The organism is Micromonospora sp. KC213, assembly GCF_004348325.1.
In the GTDB taxonomy this organism is placed as follows: Bacteria; Actinomycetota; Actinomycetes; order Mycobacteriales; family Micromonosporaceae; genus Micromonospora.
Genome location: NZ_SMKF01000012.1, coordinates 37418 through 57880, shown reverse-complemented (window position 1 = coordinate 57880; position 20463 = coordinate 37418). Strand labels below are relative to the sequence as shown.

Annotated in this window: 19 protein-coding genes; 6 read left to right on the top strand and 13 right to left on the bottom strand. The window is 69.2% G+C overall.

All coding sequences use genetic code 11. The features are described from left to right. Positions 1–84: 84 nt before the first annotated feature. Positions 85–534 carry a VOC family protein gene (locus tag E1166_RS05360; protein ID WP_132336308.1) on the bottom strand — a complete coding sequence of 150 codons (450 nt, stop codon included), beginning with the start codon at positions 532–534 and terminating at the stop codon, positions 85–87. Between the two features lie 577 nt (positions 535–1111). Here E1166_RS05360 and E1166_RS32445 point away from each other — a divergent pair. From E1166_RS32445 to E1166_RS05350, 3 genes are all read left to right on the top strand, one after another. Next, entirely contained in the window at positions 1112–3463 is a 2352-nt protein-coding gene (locus E1166_RS32445; RefSeq protein WP_279433206.1) for a DUF6531 domain-containing protein, read from the top strand. Between the two features lie 5 nt (positions 3464–3468). After that, on the top strand, positions 3469–4230 hold the full coding sequence (locus E1166_RS31810) for an RHS repeat-associated core domain-containing protein (RefSeq protein WP_243710175.1): 762 nt from the start codon (positions 3469–3471) through the stop codon (positions 4228–4230). Between the two features lie 1002 nt (positions 4231–5232). Further along, entirely contained in the window at positions 5233–6240 is a 1008-nt protein-coding gene (locus E1166_RS05350) for an aldo/keto reductase (RefSeq protein WP_132336306.1), read from the top strand. A gap of 176 nt (positions 6241–6416) precedes the next feature. Here the strand turns inward: E1166_RS05350 and E1166_RS05345 are convergent, their stop codons facing one another. Next, positions 6417–6608, bottom strand: coding sequence for a DUF397 domain-containing protein (locus tag E1166_RS05345; RefSeq protein ID WP_132336304.1), 192 nt, complete (start codon positions 6606–6608; stop codon positions 6417–6419). Further along, positions 6599–7366, bottom strand: a complete 768-nt coding sequence (locus tag E1166_RS05340; RefSeq protein WP_132336302.1) for a Scr1 family TA system antitoxin-like transcriptional regulator — start codon at positions 7364–7366, stop codon at positions 6599–6601. The genes E1166_RS05345 and E1166_RS05340 overlap by 10 nt, the downstream gene beginning before the upstream one ends. 379 nt (positions 7367–7745) lie before the next feature. On the opposite strand from E1166_RS05340, the gene E1166_RS05335 reads away from it, so the two are divergent. Both E1166_RS05335 and E1166_RS05330 read left to right on the top strand, forming a co-directional pair. Continuing rightward, entirely contained in the window at positions 7746–8042 is a 297-nt protein-coding gene (locus E1166_RS05335) for a hypothetical protein (protein WP_132336300.1), read from the top strand. Between the two features lie 36 nt (positions 8043–8078). After that, on the top strand, positions 8079–8270 hold the full coding sequence (locus E1166_RS05330; protein ID WP_132336298.1) for a hypothetical protein: 192 nt from the start codon (positions 8079–8081) through the stop codon (positions 8268–8270). Positions 8271–8310: 40 nt separating this feature from the next. Here E1166_RS05330 and E1166_RS05325 read toward each other — a convergent pair whose 3' ends face one another. Next, positions 8311–8862: a hypothetical protein gene (locus E1166_RS05325; RefSeq protein ID WP_132336296.1), complete on the bottom strand. Its 552-nt coding sequence runs from the start codon at positions 8860–8862 to the stop codon at positions 8311–8313. Positions 8863–9029: 167 nt separating this feature from the next. Between E1166_RS05325 and E1166_RS05320 the strand changes: the two genes are divergently transcribed. Next, positions 9030–10178 (top strand): aminoglycoside phosphotransferase family protein, encoded by a 1149-nt coding sequence (locus E1166_RS05320; RefSeq protein ID WP_132336294.1) that lies wholly within the window; start codon positions 9030–9032, stop codon positions 10176–10178. Between the two features lie 64 nt (positions 10179–10242). On the opposite strand, the gene E1166_RS05315 is transcribed toward E1166_RS05320, so the two are convergent. From E1166_RS05315 to E1166_RS05270, 9 genes are all read right to left on the bottom strand, one after another. Continuing rightward, on the bottom strand, positions 10243–11055 hold the full coding sequence (locus tag E1166_RS05315; protein ID WP_165944246.1) for a citrate lyase subunit alpha: 813 nt from the start codon (positions 11053–11055) through the stop codon (positions 10243–10245). An 8-nt stretch (positions 11056–11063) separates the two neighbouring features. After that, positions 11064–11843 (bottom strand): hypothetical protein, encoded by a 780-nt coding sequence (locus E1166_RS05310; protein ID WP_132336290.1) that lies wholly within the window; start codon positions 11841–11843, stop codon positions 11064–11066. A gap of 87 nt (positions 11844–11930) precedes the next feature. Then, positions 11931–13076, bottom strand: a complete 1146-nt coding sequence (locus tag E1166_RS05305; RefSeq protein WP_132336289.1) for a helix-turn-helix domain-containing protein — start codon at positions 13074–13076, stop codon at positions 11931–11933. A gap of 113 nt (positions 13077–13189) precedes the next feature. Then, positions 13190–13558 (bottom strand): VOC family protein, encoded by a 369-nt coding sequence (locus E1166_RS05300; RefSeq protein ID WP_132336287.1) that lies wholly within the window; start codon positions 13556–13558, stop codon positions 13190–13192. Positions 13559–13642: 84 nt separating this feature from the next. Next, positions 13643–16705 (bottom strand): DUF3427 domain-containing protein, encoded by a 3063-nt coding sequence (locus E1166_RS05295; protein ID WP_132336285.1) that lies wholly within the window; start codon positions 16703–16705, stop codon positions 13643–13645. A gap of 49 nt (positions 16706–16754) precedes the next feature. Then, a complete protein-coding gene (locus E1166_RS05290) occupies positions 16755–17204 on the bottom strand; it encodes a DUF6069 family protein (RefSeq protein WP_132336283.1) in 450 nt (149 codons plus the stop codon). A 57-nt stretch (positions 17205–17261) separates the two neighbouring features. After that, positions 17262–18260 (bottom strand): RNA polymerase subunit sigma-70, encoded by a 999-nt coding sequence (locus E1166_RS05285; RefSeq protein ID WP_132336281.1) that lies wholly within the window; start codon positions 18258–18260, stop codon positions 17262–17264. Positions 18261–18684: 424 nt separating this feature from the next. Beyond that, positions 18685–19905: an MFS transporter gene (locus tag E1166_RS05275; protein ID WP_207914011.1), complete on the bottom strand. Its 1221-nt coding sequence runs from the start codon at positions 19903–19905 to the stop codon at positions 18685–18687. A gap of 200 nt (positions 19906–20105) precedes the next feature. Further along, positions 20106–20459, bottom strand: coding sequence for a hypothetical protein (locus tag E1166_RS05270; protein WP_165944239.1), 354 nt, complete (start codon positions 20457–20459; stop codon positions 20106–20108). Positions 20460–20463 lie beyond the last annotated feature (4 nt).

Genomic DNA, 20463 nt, shown 5'->3' with positions numbered 1-20463 from the left:
CCGGGTTGGGGTGTCTTCCGCCCAGGACAGCGCGGGATGCCGCAAGGTGAGGCGCGGTTGCCCCGGGTGCGTCCGGCGCGTGGCTCAGGCCGGTGGGGACGACGGGTCCGGGCCGGCGGTGAGATCCGGCACGGTCAGCGTCCCGTCGGCGGCCAGCGGGAAGCCCGGGTTCCAGGCGATCTCCCAGAGATGACCGTCCGGGTCGGCGAAACAGCCCGCGTACCCGCCGTAGAACGTGTCGGCGGCCGGCCGGGTGATCCGTGCGCCGGCCTGCGCGGCGGTGGCCATGATCTCGTCGACCTCGACGCGGGAGCGGACGTTGTGCGCCAGCGTCAGAGCACCCGGTCCGCGCTCCGGTACGCCCGCGTCGGCGGCCAGTTTCGCCCGCCCCCACAACACCAGCGCGAGGCCGCCGGCCTGGAAGAAGACCGTCTCCTCGACCTCCTGCCCGTGCCAGCCGAGCCGCTCGTAGAAGGCGCGGGCGCGGGCGAGGTCGGTGACACCGAGAGTGATCAGACTGATCCGCTGCTCCATGTCAGTGGAGGGTACCGGACCGGTGCGCGCCGGTGCGTCGGTCCGCTGTGGACGGCGGTCGCGACGATCAGCGACTCGAGGTCATTACACATCGCCACGGTCGGAATCGGTATGGAGAGACTGGCGCCATTCTTCCCGGGCCACCGTATTGGCTATTGACGATCGCCCGTTCGGTGGATAGCGTCATCGACACGTAGCGCATGGTAACCAACCGCGGGGGTTTGAGTGAGTGCGACCACGGCCCGCTGCCGGCTGATTGTCTTCCTGCCTTCCGCAACCACCTGACCTTCGTCGGTCATTCGGCGCTCGGCTCGGCCGAGTGCGGCTCAACCCTGCTCAGCGCGTCTCACAGACGCAGCTCTTCCGTGCAATTTCTCGGTTTGGCGGAGAACTGGCGGAAAACGTCCGCCGGTGCAGAATAAGGAGAGTTGATGGGTCTACGTAGAACGGCGCTGGCGATGACGTCCGCGCTGCTGGTGGCGTCGGTGCTGGTGGTTCCGGCCACCGATCGTCCCGCGACGGCCGCGCCGGCACCCGCGCACGGCCGGGACATGTGGGCGATCCGGTGGTGTCGCCGATGTCGAGGTCCACCATGTGGCTGTTCGACACCCCCGACCGCCGGGCATCGCGCACCGCGGCCGCCGCGGGGGCGGCCCCGTCGGTGCCGAAGGGGACCGGTCCGGTCCGCAACGCCACCGAGCTGTCGTTCTCACTGAGCGACCGCCTCGAAGCAAAGATCAACGTCGGGTCGGGGAACCTGATGCTGCGCAGCACCGAGCTGACGCTGCCCGGCGTCGCGGAGAACGTCACCATCGGCGCGACCTTCAACAGCCTGCTGCTCGACAGCGACCTGGAGACCGGCGCGCACGGCCCCGGCTGGCGTACCCGGGCCGGCCAGGACGTGCGGCTGTACCCAGCCGACGACGGGTCGGTGACCCACGCCGCCGCCGACGGCGTGGTCGGCAGGTTCACCGAGTCGGCCTCCGGCTACTCGTCGCCCAAGGAGTTCAAGGCGACGCTGGCGCGCGACGGCTCCGGCTGGAAGCTCACCGAGCACGGCAGCGGCAAGGAGCTGTTCTTCGGCTCGGACGGGCTGTTGGACAAGACCGAGGACCGCAACGGCAACGTCACCGACGTCACCTACAGCGGCGGGCAGATGACGACCATCACCTCGGACCGGGGCCCGACCGCCGCGCGTACGGCGGCGGCGACCTGGACCGCCGGGAAGATCGGCAAGTACCGGCAGACTGGCAGCGACGGCAGCTGGCGGGAGGTGTCGTACGCCTACGACAGCCTGGGCCGGTTGCAGACGATCCAGTCGCCGACCTGGCGCAAGGTGATGTTCGAGTACGACGCCGCCGGTGACCTGACGAAGATCACCACGAAGGACAACACGTACATCACCATCACCTACGACGGTCAGCACCGGGTCACCTCGTTCACCCAGGTCACCGACATCGCCACCATGCGCGGCTCGACGACCCGCCTGGCGTACCCCAGCTCCACCCAGACCCAGGTGGCCGACGCCCGGCAGGACCTGTCCCAACCGATCGCCTCGGTGCCGCACACCACGTACGAGATCAACGCCGACAAGCGGGTCACCAAGACCACCGACCCGGCCGGCAACGAGCGCAGCAAGACGTACACCCCGTTCCACGACGTGGCCACCTCGGTCAGCCCCGAGGGCGGCACGGTCACCAACACCTACGGCGCGAACGCGGGGGAGTCGCTGACCAAGTCGGCCTCGCCGACCGGCGCCAGCGCGTCGGCCGCGTACGCCAACGCGGCGACGTCGACGAACCCGACGGCGAACTTCCAGCCGTCGTCCTCGATCGACACCCAGGGCAACAGCTCCACCTACACCTACAACGGCGCCGGCAACCGCACCTCCACCGCCGACGCGATGGCCGCCGAGGCGAAGGTCGACTACCACGACGACGGCACGGTGAAGACCTCCACCGACCCGGCCAACGACGACAACCCCACCAGCTACAGGTACGACGACAGCAGGCAGCTGACCAAGCTCACCCCGCCGACCGGCAACAACCTGGCGGTCAAGACCTTCACCTACGACCCCTACGGCCGGCTCAAGACCGTGTCGGACGGCTGCACCACCAGCTACACCTACAGCCCCGACGACCGGGTCATGGAGATCGCCTACTCTGGCTGTGGCACCCAGCCGCCGGTCACCTTCGAGTACGGCGGCACCGGCAACCTGCTCACCCGCACCGACGCCACCGGCACCACCACCTGGTCGTACGACCCGCTGAACCGGCTCCGCGAGCGCACCAACCCGGGTGGTGGCATCCTGAAGTACGTGCCGGACGCGGTGGGGAATCTGGTCCAGTTGACCGACGGGCGGGGCACCACGCGGTACTACTACAACTCCCGCAACTGGCTGGTGCGCATGGACACCGCCGGTGGCACCCGTTACAACTTCCTCTACGACAAGAACGGCAACCGCACCCACACGTACTTCGCCACCAACGAGACCAACAGCGCGTGGGCGTTGCGGATCAGGACCACGTACGACGAGTCGGACCGGCCCACCCGGATCACCGCCACCCGCAACTCGGCCAGCCCGGCGACGGTCCACGACGTCACCTACTGCCACGCCGAGTACGTCGCCGGCCAGCCCTGCTCCACCGAGAAGGGCGACGACACCGGTCTGCGGCAGTGGCAGAGGGACGAGGTCAGCGGCGCGGTCACTCGCTACGACTACGACGACGCGAACCGGCTGACGAAGGCCACGAACCATCACGGCAAGACCTACGAGTACGCCTACGACAGCAACGGCAACCGCATGAGTGTCGCCGTCGACGGCACCACCACCCAGTCCCTGACCTTCAATTCCGCCAACCAGATCACCACCGCCAACAACAGCTACGACGGTCGGGGTAACCAGGCTGCACCAGTCACCCGTCGGTGAACCCGATGACGTACAACAGCGCCAAGCAGATGGTTGGCGCAAACTCTGCGAGCTACGGCTACGCCGGCAGCGACCAGGTAGAGCTGACCCGGAACGCGACGGCGACCATGCAGTACGGCATGGAGGACCAGCACGGGATGCCGTGGTTGCAGTCCTGGACGTTCAATGGCTCGACCGCCTATGTGGAGCGCGACGGCATCGGCACGCCGCTGGGGTTGCGGATCAACGGCACGGATCACGCGTACGTGTTGGATGGGCTCGGGTCGGTGGTGGCGATCGTGCGGGCCGACGGGACGAAGGTGGCGACGCACCAGTACGACCCGTACGGTGTGAGCGCGGTGGCGGATGAGTATTTCCTGGGGCAGACGAGCCTGATCCGATATGCCGGTGGGACGTACGACTGGACGACGGGGTTCACGAAGTTCGGGCAGCGGTGGTACAACCCGGTGCAGGGGCGCTTCACCCAGCAGGACAACCTCAGCTTCATCGGCAACCCCCAAAAGGGCAACCGGTACGCCTACGCGGCCGGCAACCCTGTGAATTACACCGATCCTACAGGTTTCGACCACGATGATCCCTTCGTGGAGGCAATCGACTACGGAGGAAAGTTCGCTACTGCCGGAGTTGCAATCGGCGGTGCGGTCGGCTGCGCTGTCGGTGCCTTTGCTGCAGGCGTTGGTTGTCTCGCCGCAGGTGCATTCGCCGGGATCTTCCTCGGAGCCTTCGGATTCATGTTCGGAGTCGCATATTATTGGGGTTCCCACTAGGAGGGTTTAATGTTTCGACGTCGGCCTTCGGCGCGAGCATTCGGAGTGCTGGTTCTCCTGTTTGCAGTGTTGTTTGTTGCGGCTGGATATTTAAGTGGAGCCCTTGGTGTAGGAAAGGTGGGAGCCGTGGTTGTCATGGGTGTCATCGGGCTGGTAGCAGTTCCGGCGTTACTGTACGTGGCACCGCATATTTCGCGAGACCCGGACCGTAGGTCATGAGATGACGCAAGCCCTTCATGCTCGAGAGCGATTCCCGGGAGCGGGCTGAGTAAGTAGATGGCAGGAGAGGCTCCAGGTGGAGATAGTTAAGTCACCTGGGGCCGCTTCCGGCGAGAAGCGCGAATGCCGCACCGCCTGCCCGGTCTCCAGGGAGCCCCGGAATTCCTCGTGGAGCGATCGTTGGTTACTGGGTAACGACTGGATCTCGCGAAGATGGACAGTGGAGCACGAGGTCGCAGCGACGTGGCACATGGGCGTTGCTGTAGCAAGGTATCGACGCGCCCGCCGCCTGCGGCCAAGAGAAATAAAATGATTATAGAAGGAATTTCTGGCTGGTGGTTGCCCTCCTGTCAGTCACCCCCATCGTGTTGGCCGCCGAACGGTTCATGGACGTGTCAGAACGTCGGAGTGCTGGTATGCATAAGATTGAGGGGCGCATTCCAGGGTGAACGGAATTAAGAGTCAGGCCGCCAGGATCGTGCTGGGCATTGCTGTGGCATGGGTTCCTGCGGCCTTGGTCTACTGTTTGATCACGGGTCACCCTTTGTGGATGGGGCTCGTAGCTGGCATTCCGGCCGTGCTCGGGATTGGGGTGGCCGCATCCACGCTCTCTAAGAATCGATAAATTTTGGCTGCGCAGCGGCTTGGCACTCCTTTGGCTGCTCGGCCTGGTGGCGAGGCACCCGAGCGCGGCCCGCCCGAGGCGACGTACGTTGCGGTTGACCTGGAGTGCGCTCCAGCTCCTACGGTCGGGTTGTCGTACCGATGAAGGGGGAAGTACGGATGAAGACCGTGGAGCTGGGCCGTACCGGCGAACACGTCAGTCAGTTGGCACTCGGCTGCATGCTGATGGGGACACGCACCGACGAGGCCGATTCGTTCCGGATGCTCGACGGGTTCACCGGCATCGGCGGGACCTTCCTCGACACCGCCGACTGCTACGCCTGGTGGCTGCGCAGGGGCAGCCACGGTGGGGAGAGCGAGGAGTTGCTGGGGCGCTGGTTGGCTCGCAGCGGCCGGCGCGACGAGGTGTTTCTCGCGACCAAGGGCAGCGCGAAGATGAAGGATCCGGGCAGCCTGTGGGGCGCCGGCGACGAACCGGACTGGGAGGTCGCGCGTACCCGGTTCGAGGGAGCCGGTGCGGAGACGCTGCGCCACGCGATCGACGACAGCCTCCGCCGGCTCGGCACCGACCACGTGGACCTGTACTACGTCCACGTCGACGACCGAGCCACGCCGCTGGAGGAAACTCTCGAGGCGCTCGCCGGAATTGTGCAGGCTGGAAAGGCCCGCTACATCGGATGGTCGAACGTACGCACCTGGCGGCTGGAGCGAATCCGGCAGCTCTGCGCCGCGCACGGCTGGCCGACCCCGGTGGCGTTGCAGCAGCAGCACTCGTACCTGCGCCGCCGGCCGGGGCTGCCGGATGTGTCCATCGTCGACGACGAGCAGCTCGACTACCTGAACACCCACGACGACCTGACGCTGGTGGCGTACTCGCCGCTGCTCAAGGGCGTCTACGACGACCCGGCGAAGCGCAACGGCCACCACATCATGCAGCCGTACGAGGGGCCGGACACCGTCGCTCGCCTCGCCGTGCTCAACCAGGTGGCGGCCGAGGTGGGAGCCGCGCGGGGCCAGGTGGTTCTCGCCTGGCTGCTGCGTCACTCGCCGACGGTCGTGCCGCTGGTCGGGCCGCGTACGCCGGAGCAGTTGGAGGCGGCGCTGCCGGCCCTCGACATCAAGCTCAGCGACGAGCAACTGGCCCGGCTCGACGCCGCAGGCGCCTGACCGGCGGGGTACGCAGTCGCCGGCCCGCGCCGCCGGCGGACCCGCCAGGAACCGGACGGCTTCCAGGACGTCGCCCCCGCACACCTTGTTGTCGACGACGAGGAGTGTGCGGGGCGATGGCCTGCGTGGCATCCAGCTTCAGATACCACCCGGACCGATCAGAGGGCAGATGGGGGTTACCGCGAGGTCTTCGCGAAGGCGACGAAGCCGCGCCACGCCTCGGGGCTGAAGACCAACGTCCCGCCGTCGCGGTCCTTCGTGTCGCGGACGAGGACCGTGCCCGCAAGGTTGTCGGCGACCTCTACACAGTCACCGCCGTTGTTGCCGCTCTTGGTGCTCTTGCGCCACCGTGCGCCGGTCAGGTCCATGACGTCGCCGCTTTCCTGATGAGGTCGAGGGACTGGGCCCGGGGAAGGGCCTCCCCCACGATGCGCGCCCAGCGCCGTTCGAGGGTAGCAATTTCCGACCGCTGGTCGAGGATCTGCGCCTTGACCTGACCGTCGACATGGGCGTACCGCGTGCCGTCCTCCATCTCGGCGATGGTGAACGGCCCGCCCAGGCCCGGGTACATGCCGGTGTCCTGCGGAACCACGTGAATCTGCACCGTGGGCAGGTCGGTGCAGGCGACCAGGTGCTCGCACTGCTCGCGCATCAGCTCGGGCCGCCCCCGCATCGACCGCCGTAGGACCGATTCGTCGATGACGGCAACCAGCAGCGGAGGGTGGTCGCGGCGCAGGATTGCCTGCCGCTTGATCCGCGCCGTCGCGAGCTGGTCGACCTCCTCGGCGGTCAGTGCCTCCCCGGCCAGCGTCGCCCGGGCGTACTCCGGGATCTGCAGTAGACCCGGCACCCAGGCCAGCTGGAACGCGCGCAGCGCGACCGCCTCGCGCTCGATGTCGGCCCACAGCCGGAACCACGCCGGCTCCCGGCGCTTGAGGACGTCCGGCCACAGCTCGGCGACATCCTTTCCCAGAAGCCTCGCGACGTCGGAGCGGTGCCGGGTCTGCGGGATCCGTCCGTGGCTTACCCAGCGTGCCGCCGTCTTCGGGTCGACCCCGACCTGGGCGGCGAGGCTCTCGGCGGTCTGGCCCGCCTCGACCATCGCCGTCTTGACCGCCTGATTCATGCCTTGTCCTCTCCGGGACGTCCCAGACATCCGAGGTGCATAGCCTAACGCTGTGTTGTCGATCCGCAACTCTTGGCAATGTCGGGTCGGAGCGGCGCGACCGGTGGCGGTGACACCCGGTGACCGCTTCCGTCAGGACGCCCCGGACCAACGACGGGCTGTCCCCCAACCGCCGACAGAGGAGGGCAACATGCCGGAGGAACAACCGGAGCCCGCGCCGACGCCGCAGCCGACGAACGATCCGCCCGCGCGTCCGATCGTCCCGGGGCCGGTCGTACCCGGGCCGATTGGTCCGCTGGTGCCACCGCTCAGAGGGCCGAGCCGGGTGACGAACGCGGTACCCGCGTCGCGCTCGGGGGCGCAACGGGAGGCCGGCGTGATGAGCGGCGGGCCACAGGACGGCCCGCAGGTCGTCGCCGGTGACGTGTTGCTGCTCGGGCGCGAGGCGTCCCCACAGTTCGTCCGCCCGCTCACGGTGCGGGTGATCCGCCGCCTCGACGACTGGCACACCTACGACGGGTGGCTCTGGCTCGACGGGTACGAGGTCGGGACGAAGGGTGTGGCGACCCGCCGGCGGACGCTGTACGTGCGGCTGGCGGGATTCCGGTGGCTGAGCATGTCGGCACGCCCGACCCGACCCCGCCGCCCGCCGGCTCGAACGGTGGTGGCCGGGTGAGCGCGCACCCCGTTACGTCCGACCTGGTTGTGCCGGGTGGACGCGCATCCGTGGCCGTGTGGCGCGGCACGGCTGGGGCTGTTGGCGCGCTTCGCCGACCGGTCGGAGTTGGTCGCGTACCTCGATGTGCTGCGCGAGCTGGCCCACGGCGACCTGACCGACCTCGACGGCGGCCGTGAACCGAACCTGACCCACCGCTTCCTGTCCTGGGCCAGCCCCCGCGTCTGAGCGCGAGCACCGAGGAGTGCGAGTCCGGATGTAGAGCCGGTCAGCGGCGACGGCGGGCGAGCGGCAGCAATCCCACCAGCACCAGCGCCGCTCCGAGTGGCAGCAGATCCAGGTTAACCGCGATCGCCACGAACCCGACCAGCGCCAGCACCGGGCTCCAGGCCGGCAGCAACTGCGGCCGTACCACCACCGCCCTTACCAGCATTGCCAGCAGGCCCAGTTCGAACAGGGCCGGCCCCAGCACGAACACCGGGCCGGGGATCACCGCCACCTCATCCAGGCCGGGAAAGAGGTCGTACCCGATCACCCAGAGGAAGCCGGCGGCCCCGAGCAGGGTGGCCGCCGTCGCGGTCTCCAGCATTGCCCGCAGGCCGGCCGGCAGGAGTACGCCGCGCAGCCTCACCGCCAGCGCGGCAAAGCAGAGGATGCCGAGGCCGAACGCGACGTGGCCGACGTCCCACGCCCAGCCGTTGCCCCGGTCGCCGTCGAGACCGTCGGCCACCCGGAACAGGCCGTAGACGAGCAGAAGCAGCGGGGCGGCGAGCGCGGCCAGCCGCAGCGAGGTGGTGTCGCGGGTGTCGATGACGGTCATCGACCCAGCCTGGCGGCGCGAAGGCGACGGGTCATCCGGGTTACTCCCGGCCCGTCCCCTGAGGACACCCGGAGTCGATCCAATCGCCTGCGATCGTTGCGCCCCTGTCGCACCCCGCTCCGATAACCCGTCGCCGGCCCGCGCCGAGCGCACTACCGTCGGTGGCTGTGACCCGTACCGTGACCCTCGTCCTGGTCGACCCCACCGGCCGACCCCTCGGGGCGCTGCCGTCGTATCAGGTGGAGAGCCCGTGGTGGCAGGAGGCCGAGCCGGTGGTCCGGGGCGCGCCCGTCGACGTGGTCGTGTTGCGGCTGCTCACCGGCGAGAGCGACAGACCCGGTGCCGGCGGGCAGGTCACCTACCTGGCCGAGGTGGCCGGGCCGCCCGCCGTCGCGCTGCGCCCGGTGCCGGTGGACCTCACCGGGCACCCGCTGCGCGCCCCCTACGCCGAGCCCGGCGGCCCGGCCGCCAGCGTCGGCTGGGCCCGTAGCGTCCTCGAGCGCCTCGGTCGGCCCGCCACCGAGGTGACGCAGCGGCGCACCTGGAACCTGTCGGCGATCTGGCGGCTCGACGGACCGCACGGACCGGCCTGGCTCAAGCAGGTGCCCGGTTTCTTCCGGCACGAGGCGGCGGTGCTGCGCCACCTCAACCTGCTCGCCGAAGGTCGCGTACCCGTGCTGCTCGCCGCCGACGACAGCACCGGGCGGATGCTGCTCGACCACGTGCCGGGCGAGGACCGCTACGGCGCCGACACCACCGAACGCGTGGCCATCGCCGCCGACCAGCACGACCTTCAGGTACGCACGCTGCCGGCCGTTGACGACCTCGTCGCGGACGGGGTGCCGGACCTGCGTGGGCCGGCGCTCGACCGGTGGATCCGCGCTCTCATCCCAGCGGATGCGCCTCTCGACGGTCTGGCGGAGCGGCTGGCGGAGGTGGCCCGGTGCGGGCTGCCGGACACCCTCGTCCACGGGGACCTGCATCCGGGCAACGTGCGCGGCGACGGACACCGGCGGGTGATCATCGACTGGGGCGACGCGTTCGTCGGGCACCCGGCGTTCGACATCCTCCGGCTGACCGAAGGGCTCGCCCCCGACACCGCCGACCCGCTGGTCGCGGCCTGGTGCGCGCGATGGCGGGCGAGCGTACCGGGCTGCGACCCGCAGCGGGCCGTGGAACTGTTGCGGCCGGTCGCGTCGCTGCGGATGGCGGCCGTGTACGCGATGTTCCTCGCCAACATCGAGCCGAGCGAGCGGCCGTACCACGCCGACGACGTGCCGCGCTACCTGGCGCAGTGGCGAGGACGAGACCGGTGAGGAGCCGGCGGGACACGATCGGGCCGCACAGCGCCGGTGGGCGGCCGTGCGGCCCGGTGGTGGCTCAGACTCCCAGGGCGCGGAGCTGAGGCAGGGCGGTCTTGGCGGTGGGGCGGCTGGTATTCCTGGTGGCGCGGTCCTCGGCCTGGGTGCGGTCGGGTTCGCGCAGGTTCCCGGTGACCCAGTCGGAGCTGCCCTTGTCACCGTTGTAGGCGGTGCACTCCCACCACTTGTCGACCGGGTAGCCGGGGTCGCGGGCGCGCTTTTTCACACAGTCGGTCGGCGTGAGCTTGGCGACGACCGCTTCGTAGGCGCGGATCTGGCTCCGGAGGACGAGGTCGGTGCCGTTGACGAAGCCGGCCTGGGCACGGGCCGCGAGAACGATGGCGAAGATCGGGCCGATGACGAAGCCGATCTTGTCGACCGCCTGTGGGCTCTGCACCGCATTCGCGAACGCGCTGGCCTGGGTGGCGCAGCTCGTGGCGTTCTGGGCCCACGCCCGCAGCGTGTACTCGTCCATGAAGTCGATGTTGAGGAACTCGATGGTGTGGGCTTCGAGGCAGCCTTCCACCTCGGCGGCGGCGATGGCGTCGATCTGCGCGATGATCTCGGTCCTGCTCTGCGCGATGGCCGTCTTGATCTCGCGGATCGCGGCGTCGAGGTTGGCGCCCCCGCCCCCGTCGTTGAGCAGGTAGCCGGCGACGGCGATGGCCGCGCTGACCCAGTCGAAGGCGAACGCCTGAACGGCGGCGGTTTCGGTCGGGCGCTTGGTCTCGCTGGTGGTCGCGGCGGCCTGGGCCGGCACACCGGTGCCCGCCACCGCGATCGACACCGCCAGGCCGGCGGCGGCCAGGCTGTTCAACAGTCGTGTTCTCACTGAAACTCCTATGGCTGCTTCAACGTGGGCAGGGTCGTCTTGGCTACTTTCCAGCTGGAGTTGACCGCGGCTGCGAGCTTGAGGTCCTCCACATTGACCTGCGGACTTGTCCATGTGCCGGTCACTTTGTTGAGAGTCTCCGTGGCCATCGCCGTCTCACCATTGGCCGCCGTACACAACCAGGTCTTCGAGTACCAGTAGGCGTCGTTCTCAGTCCAGGTCGGCTCGCACTTCGGCTCCAGTCTCTGCACGATCTTCTCGTTGGCCTGGATGTACCGCTGGCGGAGCAGGGTCTTGGCCTCCGGGGTGTACCCGGCGTCCACGGCGGCCACCTCTGCCATCGCGTACTTGACGTTGAGGGCGTGACCGATGGCGTCGGCGGCCTTGTCGTCCTGGGTGGCGTCCAGCTCTCTCTTGTCGACCGAGGCGGACGTGATGATCCTGCTGGCGAGGTTCCGCACCCACCGTCGGTCGTGGCGGAACTGTGCATAGTTGGCGTACTCGATGGCAAATCCGTCCATTTCGCCCAGCGCCCGGGCGGCGACGTGTCCGTCGATGTGGCTGACGATCTCGTTCCGGGCCTGCCCGACCATGCCGACCACCTCGCGGACCAGCGCCTCGACCTGATCCGCGGACAGGCCTTCGCGGGAGATCTTCAGGGCGGTGAACACAAGGGTGATGACCGGGCCGCTGACGTCCTGCGCCCGGGCCGGCTGAACACTGCTGGGCACCGCGACCCCAACCGCCAACAGCGTCGCGATCAGGCCGCGTACCAGTCTTCGTCGCACATCTGCTCCCTTCGTCTTGCCGGGAGTCTGTCGGTGCCGAAGGGCGCGCGTCTTCGTGAGCCGTGCGCAATTCCCCAGTGACGTTTGTCAGTCCGCGTAGTGGTCCACGGCGAGCGTCCGCGCTACCGTCGCACTCAGCAGCCGCACGCCGGCGGTCGAGTTGGGGTCGATGCCGGTCACCTCGCGCACGCGGCGCAGCCGATAGTCCAACGTGCGGGGGTGGATGTGCAGCGCGGTGGCGGTGCTCGTGCGGTTCATGTCGTGGGCGTAGTAGGCACACAGCGTCGCCACCAGGTCCGGGCCGGTAGCGAGCGCCCTGGCATAGCTGCGCAGCCACCCGTCGACCGCCGGGGCACGCGCGACCGCCATCTCCACGAACAGGTCGGTGATGCCGGGCAGGCGGTCCGGACGATCCTGCGGCGGCGCCACCCGGCTCGCCTCCCGCGCCCAGGCGAGCGTCTCGGCCAGCCCACCCACCGCGCCCTGCGCCGCACCGATGCCGCAGGGCTGCCCGATCAGCGCCGCCGCGGTCCGTACCCGCTGAAGGATCTTCGTCTGTGACTCGCTGCCGGGGGTGAGCACGGCGACCTCGTCGGCGGCGAGCCAGGTCACCGGGATCCGGTCGGCGGTGAACGCGGCGACCACCTCGGCCTGCGCCTCCGCGGTCACCGGCCGCGCCGTCTTCAGGACCGTGAGGTGGTACTGCCCGGCAAGGCGCAGGTCGGCGACGAACGGCTCCACCGGCTCGTCGGCGAGCAGCGCCCTGGCCAGGATCTCCAGCCGCGTCGAGAGCATCCGTGCGGTGCCCACGCCCCGGGTGTAACCGCGCAGGTAGGCGCTACGCGCGGGGACGCCCTGGGTGCCGAGCCAGCCGACGATACGCAGCAGGTCGGTGACGTCCTCGGGACGGGCCAGATCGTGCACCTCACGCACCATCATCGCGGTGTGCAGACCCAGCACCTGCTGCTGCGACGGCACGGACAGGCCGATCTCCGCCCGCTGCCGGCCCACCGCGGCGATGCCGGCCAGGTCGGCCTCGCCCAGCGGCAGCTCGGCCGAGGCGAGGTCGAGCGAGCGGCGCCGGATGAAGACCGCGAAGTCGTACATCCCGATGCGCTCGTCGGAGCCCGGCCGCATGGCCTGGTATTCGTCGACCTCGCTGGTGTACGTCTCGACCGCCTGCCGGGCGTTGACTTCCACCCGCTCGCGCAGGGCATTGAACAGTGCACTCATCCGGCTCCTCCCCGTCGGACGCGCCCAGAAGCAGCGACGGTTACGGATGGGTCGCGCTTAGGTATCGACCGTAACAGATGTGCTCTTTGGCGACACGTTCCCGGGCAGCACCCCTACTCCGGGGCGTGGCAGACCGCCTCGACGTTGTTGCCGTCCGGATCGCGGACGAACGCGCCGTAGTACGTCGGGTGGTACTCCGGCCAGACCCGGGGCGCGTGCAGCACCTCCGCGCCGGCAGCCACCGCGGCGTCGTGGAACGCCTGGACGGCGGCGCGGCTCGCAGCGGTGAAGGCGATGTGCGTCTCGTGTCCCTCGCCGTCACCGGTCACCGGGCTGATCCAGAAGTCGGGCCGGTCGACGCCGTAGCCCAGGACGTCGCCGAACTCCATCATCCGGCGCGCGCCGAGCGGGGCCAGGACAGTGTCGTAGAAGGCCCGGCTGGCAGGCACGTCGCGAACCTGAATGCCCAGGTGGTCGAGCACGTGTAGCTCCTTCGTGGGTGTGATTGAGGGCAGGTTACGACTCAGCTGTGACAGTCCACGCCGAAACCCGTCCACGCGGCAGCGTCATGCGGCGATGGTCCGGGCGGCGGCGTACATGTCCGCCGGCAGCGGGTACGTCAGCCCCCACACGATGCGCATCGGCCGGTCCCCGCTGTGCTGCTGGTACGTCATCGGTCCCGCATAGAGGTACGCCGGTGCCCCGAGGTTTCCGTCTGGCACCCGCGTCTCCCGGACGAAGAGGTGCACCGTCGAGCCCAGCCGGGCGTGGTGGACGTACCGCTGCCCGGTCGCCGACGCCGTCGACGTGGTGCTCTGCGACTCCCACTGGAACAGCCGTTCGGTGATCGCCCGGTCGGCGTACATCGTCGTGGGGGAGTAGTGCTGCTCGGACTTGACGAGGGTGACGAAGAACAGGTCCGCCTGGGCGTCCGGCAACCATTTCACCCCCTCCCGCAGCGACCCCGGCTTCGCCATCCCGAACGCCGCGCACGCCTCGTTGCGGCTGTATCGGGCGTGTACCCGCAGCGCCCCCAGCGGCTCGGTGACCCGGTGGATGCGGTCTCGCAGCACCTCGACGACCTGGCGCAGCTCGACACAGCGCGCCGGCTCCTGCCACAGCCGCGCCAGCCGCTCATCCCGCGACGCCAGGGAGGCGTTCGGTCCCCACAGGTCGAAGTGCAGCATGTCCCACAACCGGCCCTGCGGCGGCTGATCGCCTGCCGCGACCCGGGCCAGCAGGTCCAACCGGTCCACGTCGTCGAGGTGCAACATCCGTCCGATCGCCCGCCCCAGCTCCGCGTCGTCGGCTCCGGGTGGCGGGACGTCCAGGCCGGCGAGCCGCCGCAGTCCGGTCCACCCGCCGAGCGACCTGCTCCGGTACACGTCCTCGATTTCGACACCGGTTTCCCGCAGGAACTCGGTCAGGCTGACCTCCCCGAGCTGCCGTAGCTCCGCCACCAGGCCCTTCTTCGATGTCGGCATGGCGGACTTCAGATTGCTGAGAACGACGGTTTTCGCCACCCGGTCGAGCTGGATGTGGCAGCCGCTGGGCAGCGTCGGGAAGTCCTGCTGCACCGCGTCCCGGACCGCCCGCCGGCTCACCCCGGTCAGCGCCCGCCACCGCAGGTCGAACCGGAAGTTGGCGTGCTGCCCGCCGATGAAGTCCAGCACCGTCAGGCACGGCTTGTCGTCGTCCAGACGCAGGCCACGGCCCAGTTGCTGAAGGAAGACCGTGGCGCTCTCGGTGGGACGCAGCATCAGGATCGTGTCGACCATCGGCAGGTCGACGCCCTCGTTGAACAGGTCCACCGTGAACAGCACGCGCAACTTGCCGGCCTTGAACTCCCGCAGCAGGCCGTCGCGCGCCGCGCGGTCCGCCCGTGAGGTCACCGCCGCCGACGGTACGCCGTGCCGGCGGAACCAGTCCGCCATGAACTCGGCGTGCCCGATGCTCACGCAGAACCCGAGCGCCCGCATCCGGCCCACGTCGACCGTGTCCTGGACCGCCTTGAGCACCATCCGGGCCCGTGCGCTGTTGCCGGTATATAGGCCGTCCAGCTCAGCCGGGTCGTACCCCTGGCCGCGCTTCCATCGCAGGTGCGACAGGTCCACGTCGTCGTGCAGACCGAAGTACTGGAACGGTGCCAGCAACTGTCGTTCCAGGGCGTCCCACAGGTGCAACTCCACTGCGGCCCGGCCGTCGAACCACCGCCGCACGTCGCCGCCGTCGCTACGATCCGGCGTCGCCGTCAACCCCAGCAGTACGCGCGGTCGCAGCCGGTCGAGGAGCCGGGCGTACGTCGGCGCTTCCGCGTGGTGGAACTCGTCGACGATCACCATGTCGTACGCCTCGGGGTTGAGTCTCCGCCGGTGCAGGGACTGGATCGAGGCGAAGACGTGTCGCCACTGCGTCGGTTCTTTCCCGCCGACCAGCATCTCGCCGAAGCTGCCGTCCCCCAGCACCTGCCGGAACGTCGACAGGCTCTGCCGCAGGATCTGCTCCTGGTGCGCCACGAACAGCAGCGAGTCGACGTGTCCCTGCCTGCGTAGCCGCCGGTAGTCCAACGCGGCGACCACCGTCTTGCCGGTGCCGGTCGCCATCACCACCAGGTTGCGGTGCCGGCCATGAACGTGCCGCTCCGCGTCCAGGTCGGCCAGGATCTCCGCCTGGTACGGGTACGGCCGCACCTCGATGTTGGCGATGTCGAGCGGCGCATCGGTCCGGCGTTCCCCGCTGAGGGCCCGCCGAAGCTGCTCGGCGTCCCGGTTCGGGTCGTAGTCCTCGAACGCCGGGTCGTGCCAGTAGTCCTCGAACGTGGCGGTGAACGTGTCGATGACGTGCGGCTGCTCGACGTTCGAGATCCGCACGTTCCACTCCACCCCGTCGACCAGCGCCGCCTTCGACAGGTTGCTGGAGCCGACGTACGCGGTGGTCATGCCGTTGGTGCGGCGGAACAGCCACGCCTTCGCGTGCAGGCGGGTGGTCCTGGTCTCGTAGGAGACCTTGATGTCGGCACCCAACTCGGCAAGCCGGTCGAGGGCACGCTGGTCGGTCGCGCCCAGGTATGTCGTGGTGATGACCCGCAGCCTGCCGCCCCGGCCGATCAGGTCGCGGATGGCGGGCTCGACGATGCGCAGGCCGTGCCACTTGATGAACGCGCACAGCAGGTCGACCTGCTCGGCGGAGGCCATCTCGTGGGTGACCTCGTGGCCGATGCGGGGCTGGTGGCGGCCGTTGACCAGCAGGGCACCGGTGGAGAGCGGGGTGGTGGGACGTGCCGGGAAGGCGGGCACGGCAGGTGGTGTCGGCGGGGCCGCGATGGCGTGCAGCAGGCGCTGCGCATCGGCGACCTGGTCGTCGACGCTGACCGCAAGCGGTTCGGCCTGGGCGATGTTCTCGGCGATCCGATTGGCCAACTCGACCTGCCGGGTGAGCCGGTCGTCACCGGCGCCGACGGCGAGCAGGGCGCGACGGGCCAGCGCCGCGATGTGCCGGGCGAGGACGTCGTGCGAGTCGGCCGGGTCGAGCTTCTCGTGCTGAACCAGGGCCGGGTCGAGGCGCTGGAGCCGTTCGGCGAGCTGATGGGTGATCAGGTGCTCGTACAGGCCCCGGTCGAGTTCGGTCACCGGGGCAACCTAACCAGCCGGCAGCGAGTTGTGGGGGCCAGAGCTGGCGTCAGTCGGTCCGGGTGCGGAGGCTCCGCGCCAGGGTGGGGATCATCACCGCCGCGGGGACGAGGTGTAGCCCGAGGAGCGTGGTGGCGGTGGCGGTGTTTGCCCCGGCGAGGAAGGGCGGGACGAACGAGATCGCGGTCAGCGACACCGTCGTCCAGACGAATCGCTCGGCGGGGCGAGCGCTCCAACGAAGAAACGCGGCGGCAATGACGATGCCCACGACCGAGAAGAAACCGGTCACCACGGCGACCCCGGCCAACGGGATCGTCTCGGCACCATCGGAAACCTTGAAGTCGACCCCAACGGCCCGGGCAAGCGCAGCGGCGAGGGTGGTGGCCACGATCGCTGCGAGCGTGGCAATGAAGCCGATGACGGCGAGTCGGCGGAGTCGGGGAGTGTGGCGGGGCTGGCCCGGGCCTGCGGCGACAGCGGTGTCATTCACGTTGATCATGTCGTTCTCCATCGTTCGGTAACTGGCGTACGCGCAGCGTGGTCGCCCACACCGGGGCTACTCCGTGCCGTCCGCCGGCAGGCGCTGCGGCAGCCCGAGCCGCGGGAACTGGTCGTCGTGAAACGTGATGATCTCGGTGATCGCCCCGCCGGTGACGCGCAGGACGTCGATCGTCAGCGGCAGGTACGCGCCCTCCTGCTTCCGCCAGAGGTAGAAGGCGACGGCGGGCTGCCGGTTCACGGCGGTTTGGACGGCGCGCAGGTTCTCCAGGTTCTCGAAGCCGTCCTCGATCCAGCTGTTGACGACCGTGTCGCGGCCGACGTACAGGCCGGGCGTGGGCGGCATCGAGCAGCGGACGTCGTCCCGCAGCAGTGCGGCGAGCCCGTTGACGTCCGTCGCCACGCTGGCGTCGGCGTAGCGGCGCACCAGCTCGCGCGTCCCGGCGTCCTCCTCGCCGCCGGTCCAGTCCTGCCGCTCGGCGGGCAGGTGCTCCCGCATGCCGGCGCGGGCCCGCTGCAGCGCGCTGTTCACCGAGTTGACGGAGTCCCCGAGGAGCTCCGCGACGTCCTTCGCCGGCCAACCGAGCACGTCCCGCAGGATCAGCACGGCCCGCGGGCGCGGCGCGAGGTGCTGGACCGCGACCAGGTACGCCAGCTCGATTGTCTCCCGCGCGACGGCAACGGTCTCCGGCTCGTCCGCGCCGCCCGCGGGCAGCTCGTCGAGCAGCCGGTCCGGGTAGGGCTGCAACCACCGCACCTCGCCGCCGGTTGCGGGCGCCGGGCGGCACTTGGCGAGCAGGTCCAGGCAGGCGTTGGTGGCGATCCGGTACAGCCAGGCCCGGAACGTCGACCGCCCCTCGAAGGTCTCCCGCCGCCGCCAGGCACGCAGGAACGTCTCCTGCACGGTGTCCTCGGCGTCCTCGAACGACCCGAGCATCCGGTAGCAGTGCACGTGCAGCTCCCGCCGGTGCCGCTGCGCCAGCCCCGAGAACGCCGACTCGTCGACCTCGCCCAGCCCGCTCACGCCCAGCTCCTCCAGCCGCGTGTCCGCACTCATCACGTCATCCTTCCGCCTCGTCGTGTCCCGTCGTAGGTGTGACGGATGCGGACGCGTCAACTCATCACCAGGGTTTCGGCATGGCTGATCCAGTGACGGATCCGGTGGCGGGCTACGACGCACGGTACGGGGAAGGAGGGCACGGATCCGTCGCTTCGGCCCCGATCAGGGTCAGTGAGCCGGAAAGCCGATGTCTACAGTCGGGCCATGAGCACCCACGGTGGCGTGCGGACGTGGCTCTGCCAGCATGGAGCTGAGCAGATCGCGCATCCCGGTGGCAACCTCTATGCCCACCTGTGTCGGGTCAGCGACCGTCTCGCCTTGCTTGGTCACAGCAGCCCGTTTTCTGCATCGCCGGCCCAGCCGCATTGTGAGACCCAGGAAGGCGGTGCCCCGCATAGGGCCACGACGCGAAGCGGTGGACTCATCGACGTGCCACCTTGCCGGGAAGGCCACCCGCGAGGATGACCGCCACCAGCGCGGCCACCGGAATGGCGGCAAGCCCTACCCGGAGGCCGGCGGCGTCGGCGACACTGCCGACCACGGGAGCGGCGACGAGGCCGGACACGCGAAGCACCGTGCCGGCCATGGCGAGGCCGACACCCGGGGACAGACCGGGAGCGGCATTCGCCGCGCGCATGCCGGCGGGAATCAGTGTGCCGATGCCCAGGCCGACCAACCCGAAGGCGATGACCGTGGTCAGGGGCATCGGCACGGCCAGCGCACCGAACATGGTGAGGCCGCCCAATGCCGCACCGTACCGAGCGACGTCGCGGTCGCCGAAGCGATCCACCAGCCGATCCGCGAGAAGCCTTCCCACCGTCTGTGACGCCTGCAGGGCACCAAATCCGAGACTTGCCACGAAAGCGGTGGCACCAAGCTCGCCGCTCAGATAGATGGCGCTCCAGGTGGAACCCGCATCCTCCATGACCTGAGCGGTGGCAGCCAGCATTCCGAGTGCCAGTACGGTCCACACCGTGCGCGAGCGCCATCGCTGCACCGCTCTTCCCACCGTCTGCCCGTCCGGCGAAGAGGAATGGTCACCTGCGTCATGCTGCGGCGGGCGCTCAACTGTGTCGCCGCCGGGCAGCAGGAACCGATACGCGATGCCCACCATGGTGAGCAGGACGCTCCCGACGATGGCGAAGTGCAGCACCAGGGGCAGCCGGAGGCCCGCAGCGGCGCCACTCGTTATCGCACCCACGACGGCACCGATACTCCAGAGGCCGTGCAGGGAATTGAGAATGGAGCGCTTGTACAGCGCTTCGACCCGAAGGCTGTGGGTGTTGTTGGCGACGTCAGCAACGGTGTCACATGCTCCTGCGACGAAAAGCGCGGCTGCCAGCGCTGCCCAGGTGGGTGCGAGGCCGACCAGCGCCAGATTCACCGCGGCGGCGCCGAAGCTGACGAGCGCCACCGGGGACGACCCCCAGCGGCTGACCAGAAAGCCGGCGATCAGGCCGACCAACAAGGCTCCCAACGCGTAACCGGCGATGGCAGCGCCGAAGGCGGCGTTGGACAGACCGATGCTGTTCTTCATCTCGGGGTACCGCGGAACGCAACTGGCGAACAAGGCGCCATTGGCGAAGAACAGCGTGGCCACGGCGACCCGCGCGTGTCTCGCCTCGGACGGCGGTTCGATCACCACAGCCTCGGAGAAGTGCTGCAGCGACCACCCCGAAAAGCGGTGGATAAGTCAATCATCTGCGGCGCCTCACTCGTCAAGGGCGGGAAGGACGTCACGGTAAGCGATCCCGAACGCCGGAGCTGATCGGTCCAAAGCGGAAGGCATTCACGGCGAGAGCGCAAGTTACCATGATCCACAGCACGTGCAAGTGTCGTAGATCACACCGCGGATGGTCGACGCGTCGACTGCTCGAACCCCTGTCCGAGCTCAGCCACCTTGTGCATCCGGTGCGGCCGGGCTGTCCGGATCACAATCCCTCGGACGGCAGCGCGAACACCGCGTTGTTTTTCCTCGCCGAACCGACCGCCCGTGTTCACGTCCACCAGCCCGAGAACGTCACCAGTCAAGGCATCACGTTCGGTCACCGCTAGGGCCATCGTTTCCCGGTCGATCCAGGTGGCAGCGGTCGGCGCGGCGGTGAGGCACGCCGCCCAACCGTGCTGTTGCAGCAGTTCGATCAGCTCGCCGATCCGCAACACCGGGGGAGCGGCGCAGGCGACCAGGGCCAGCACTCCA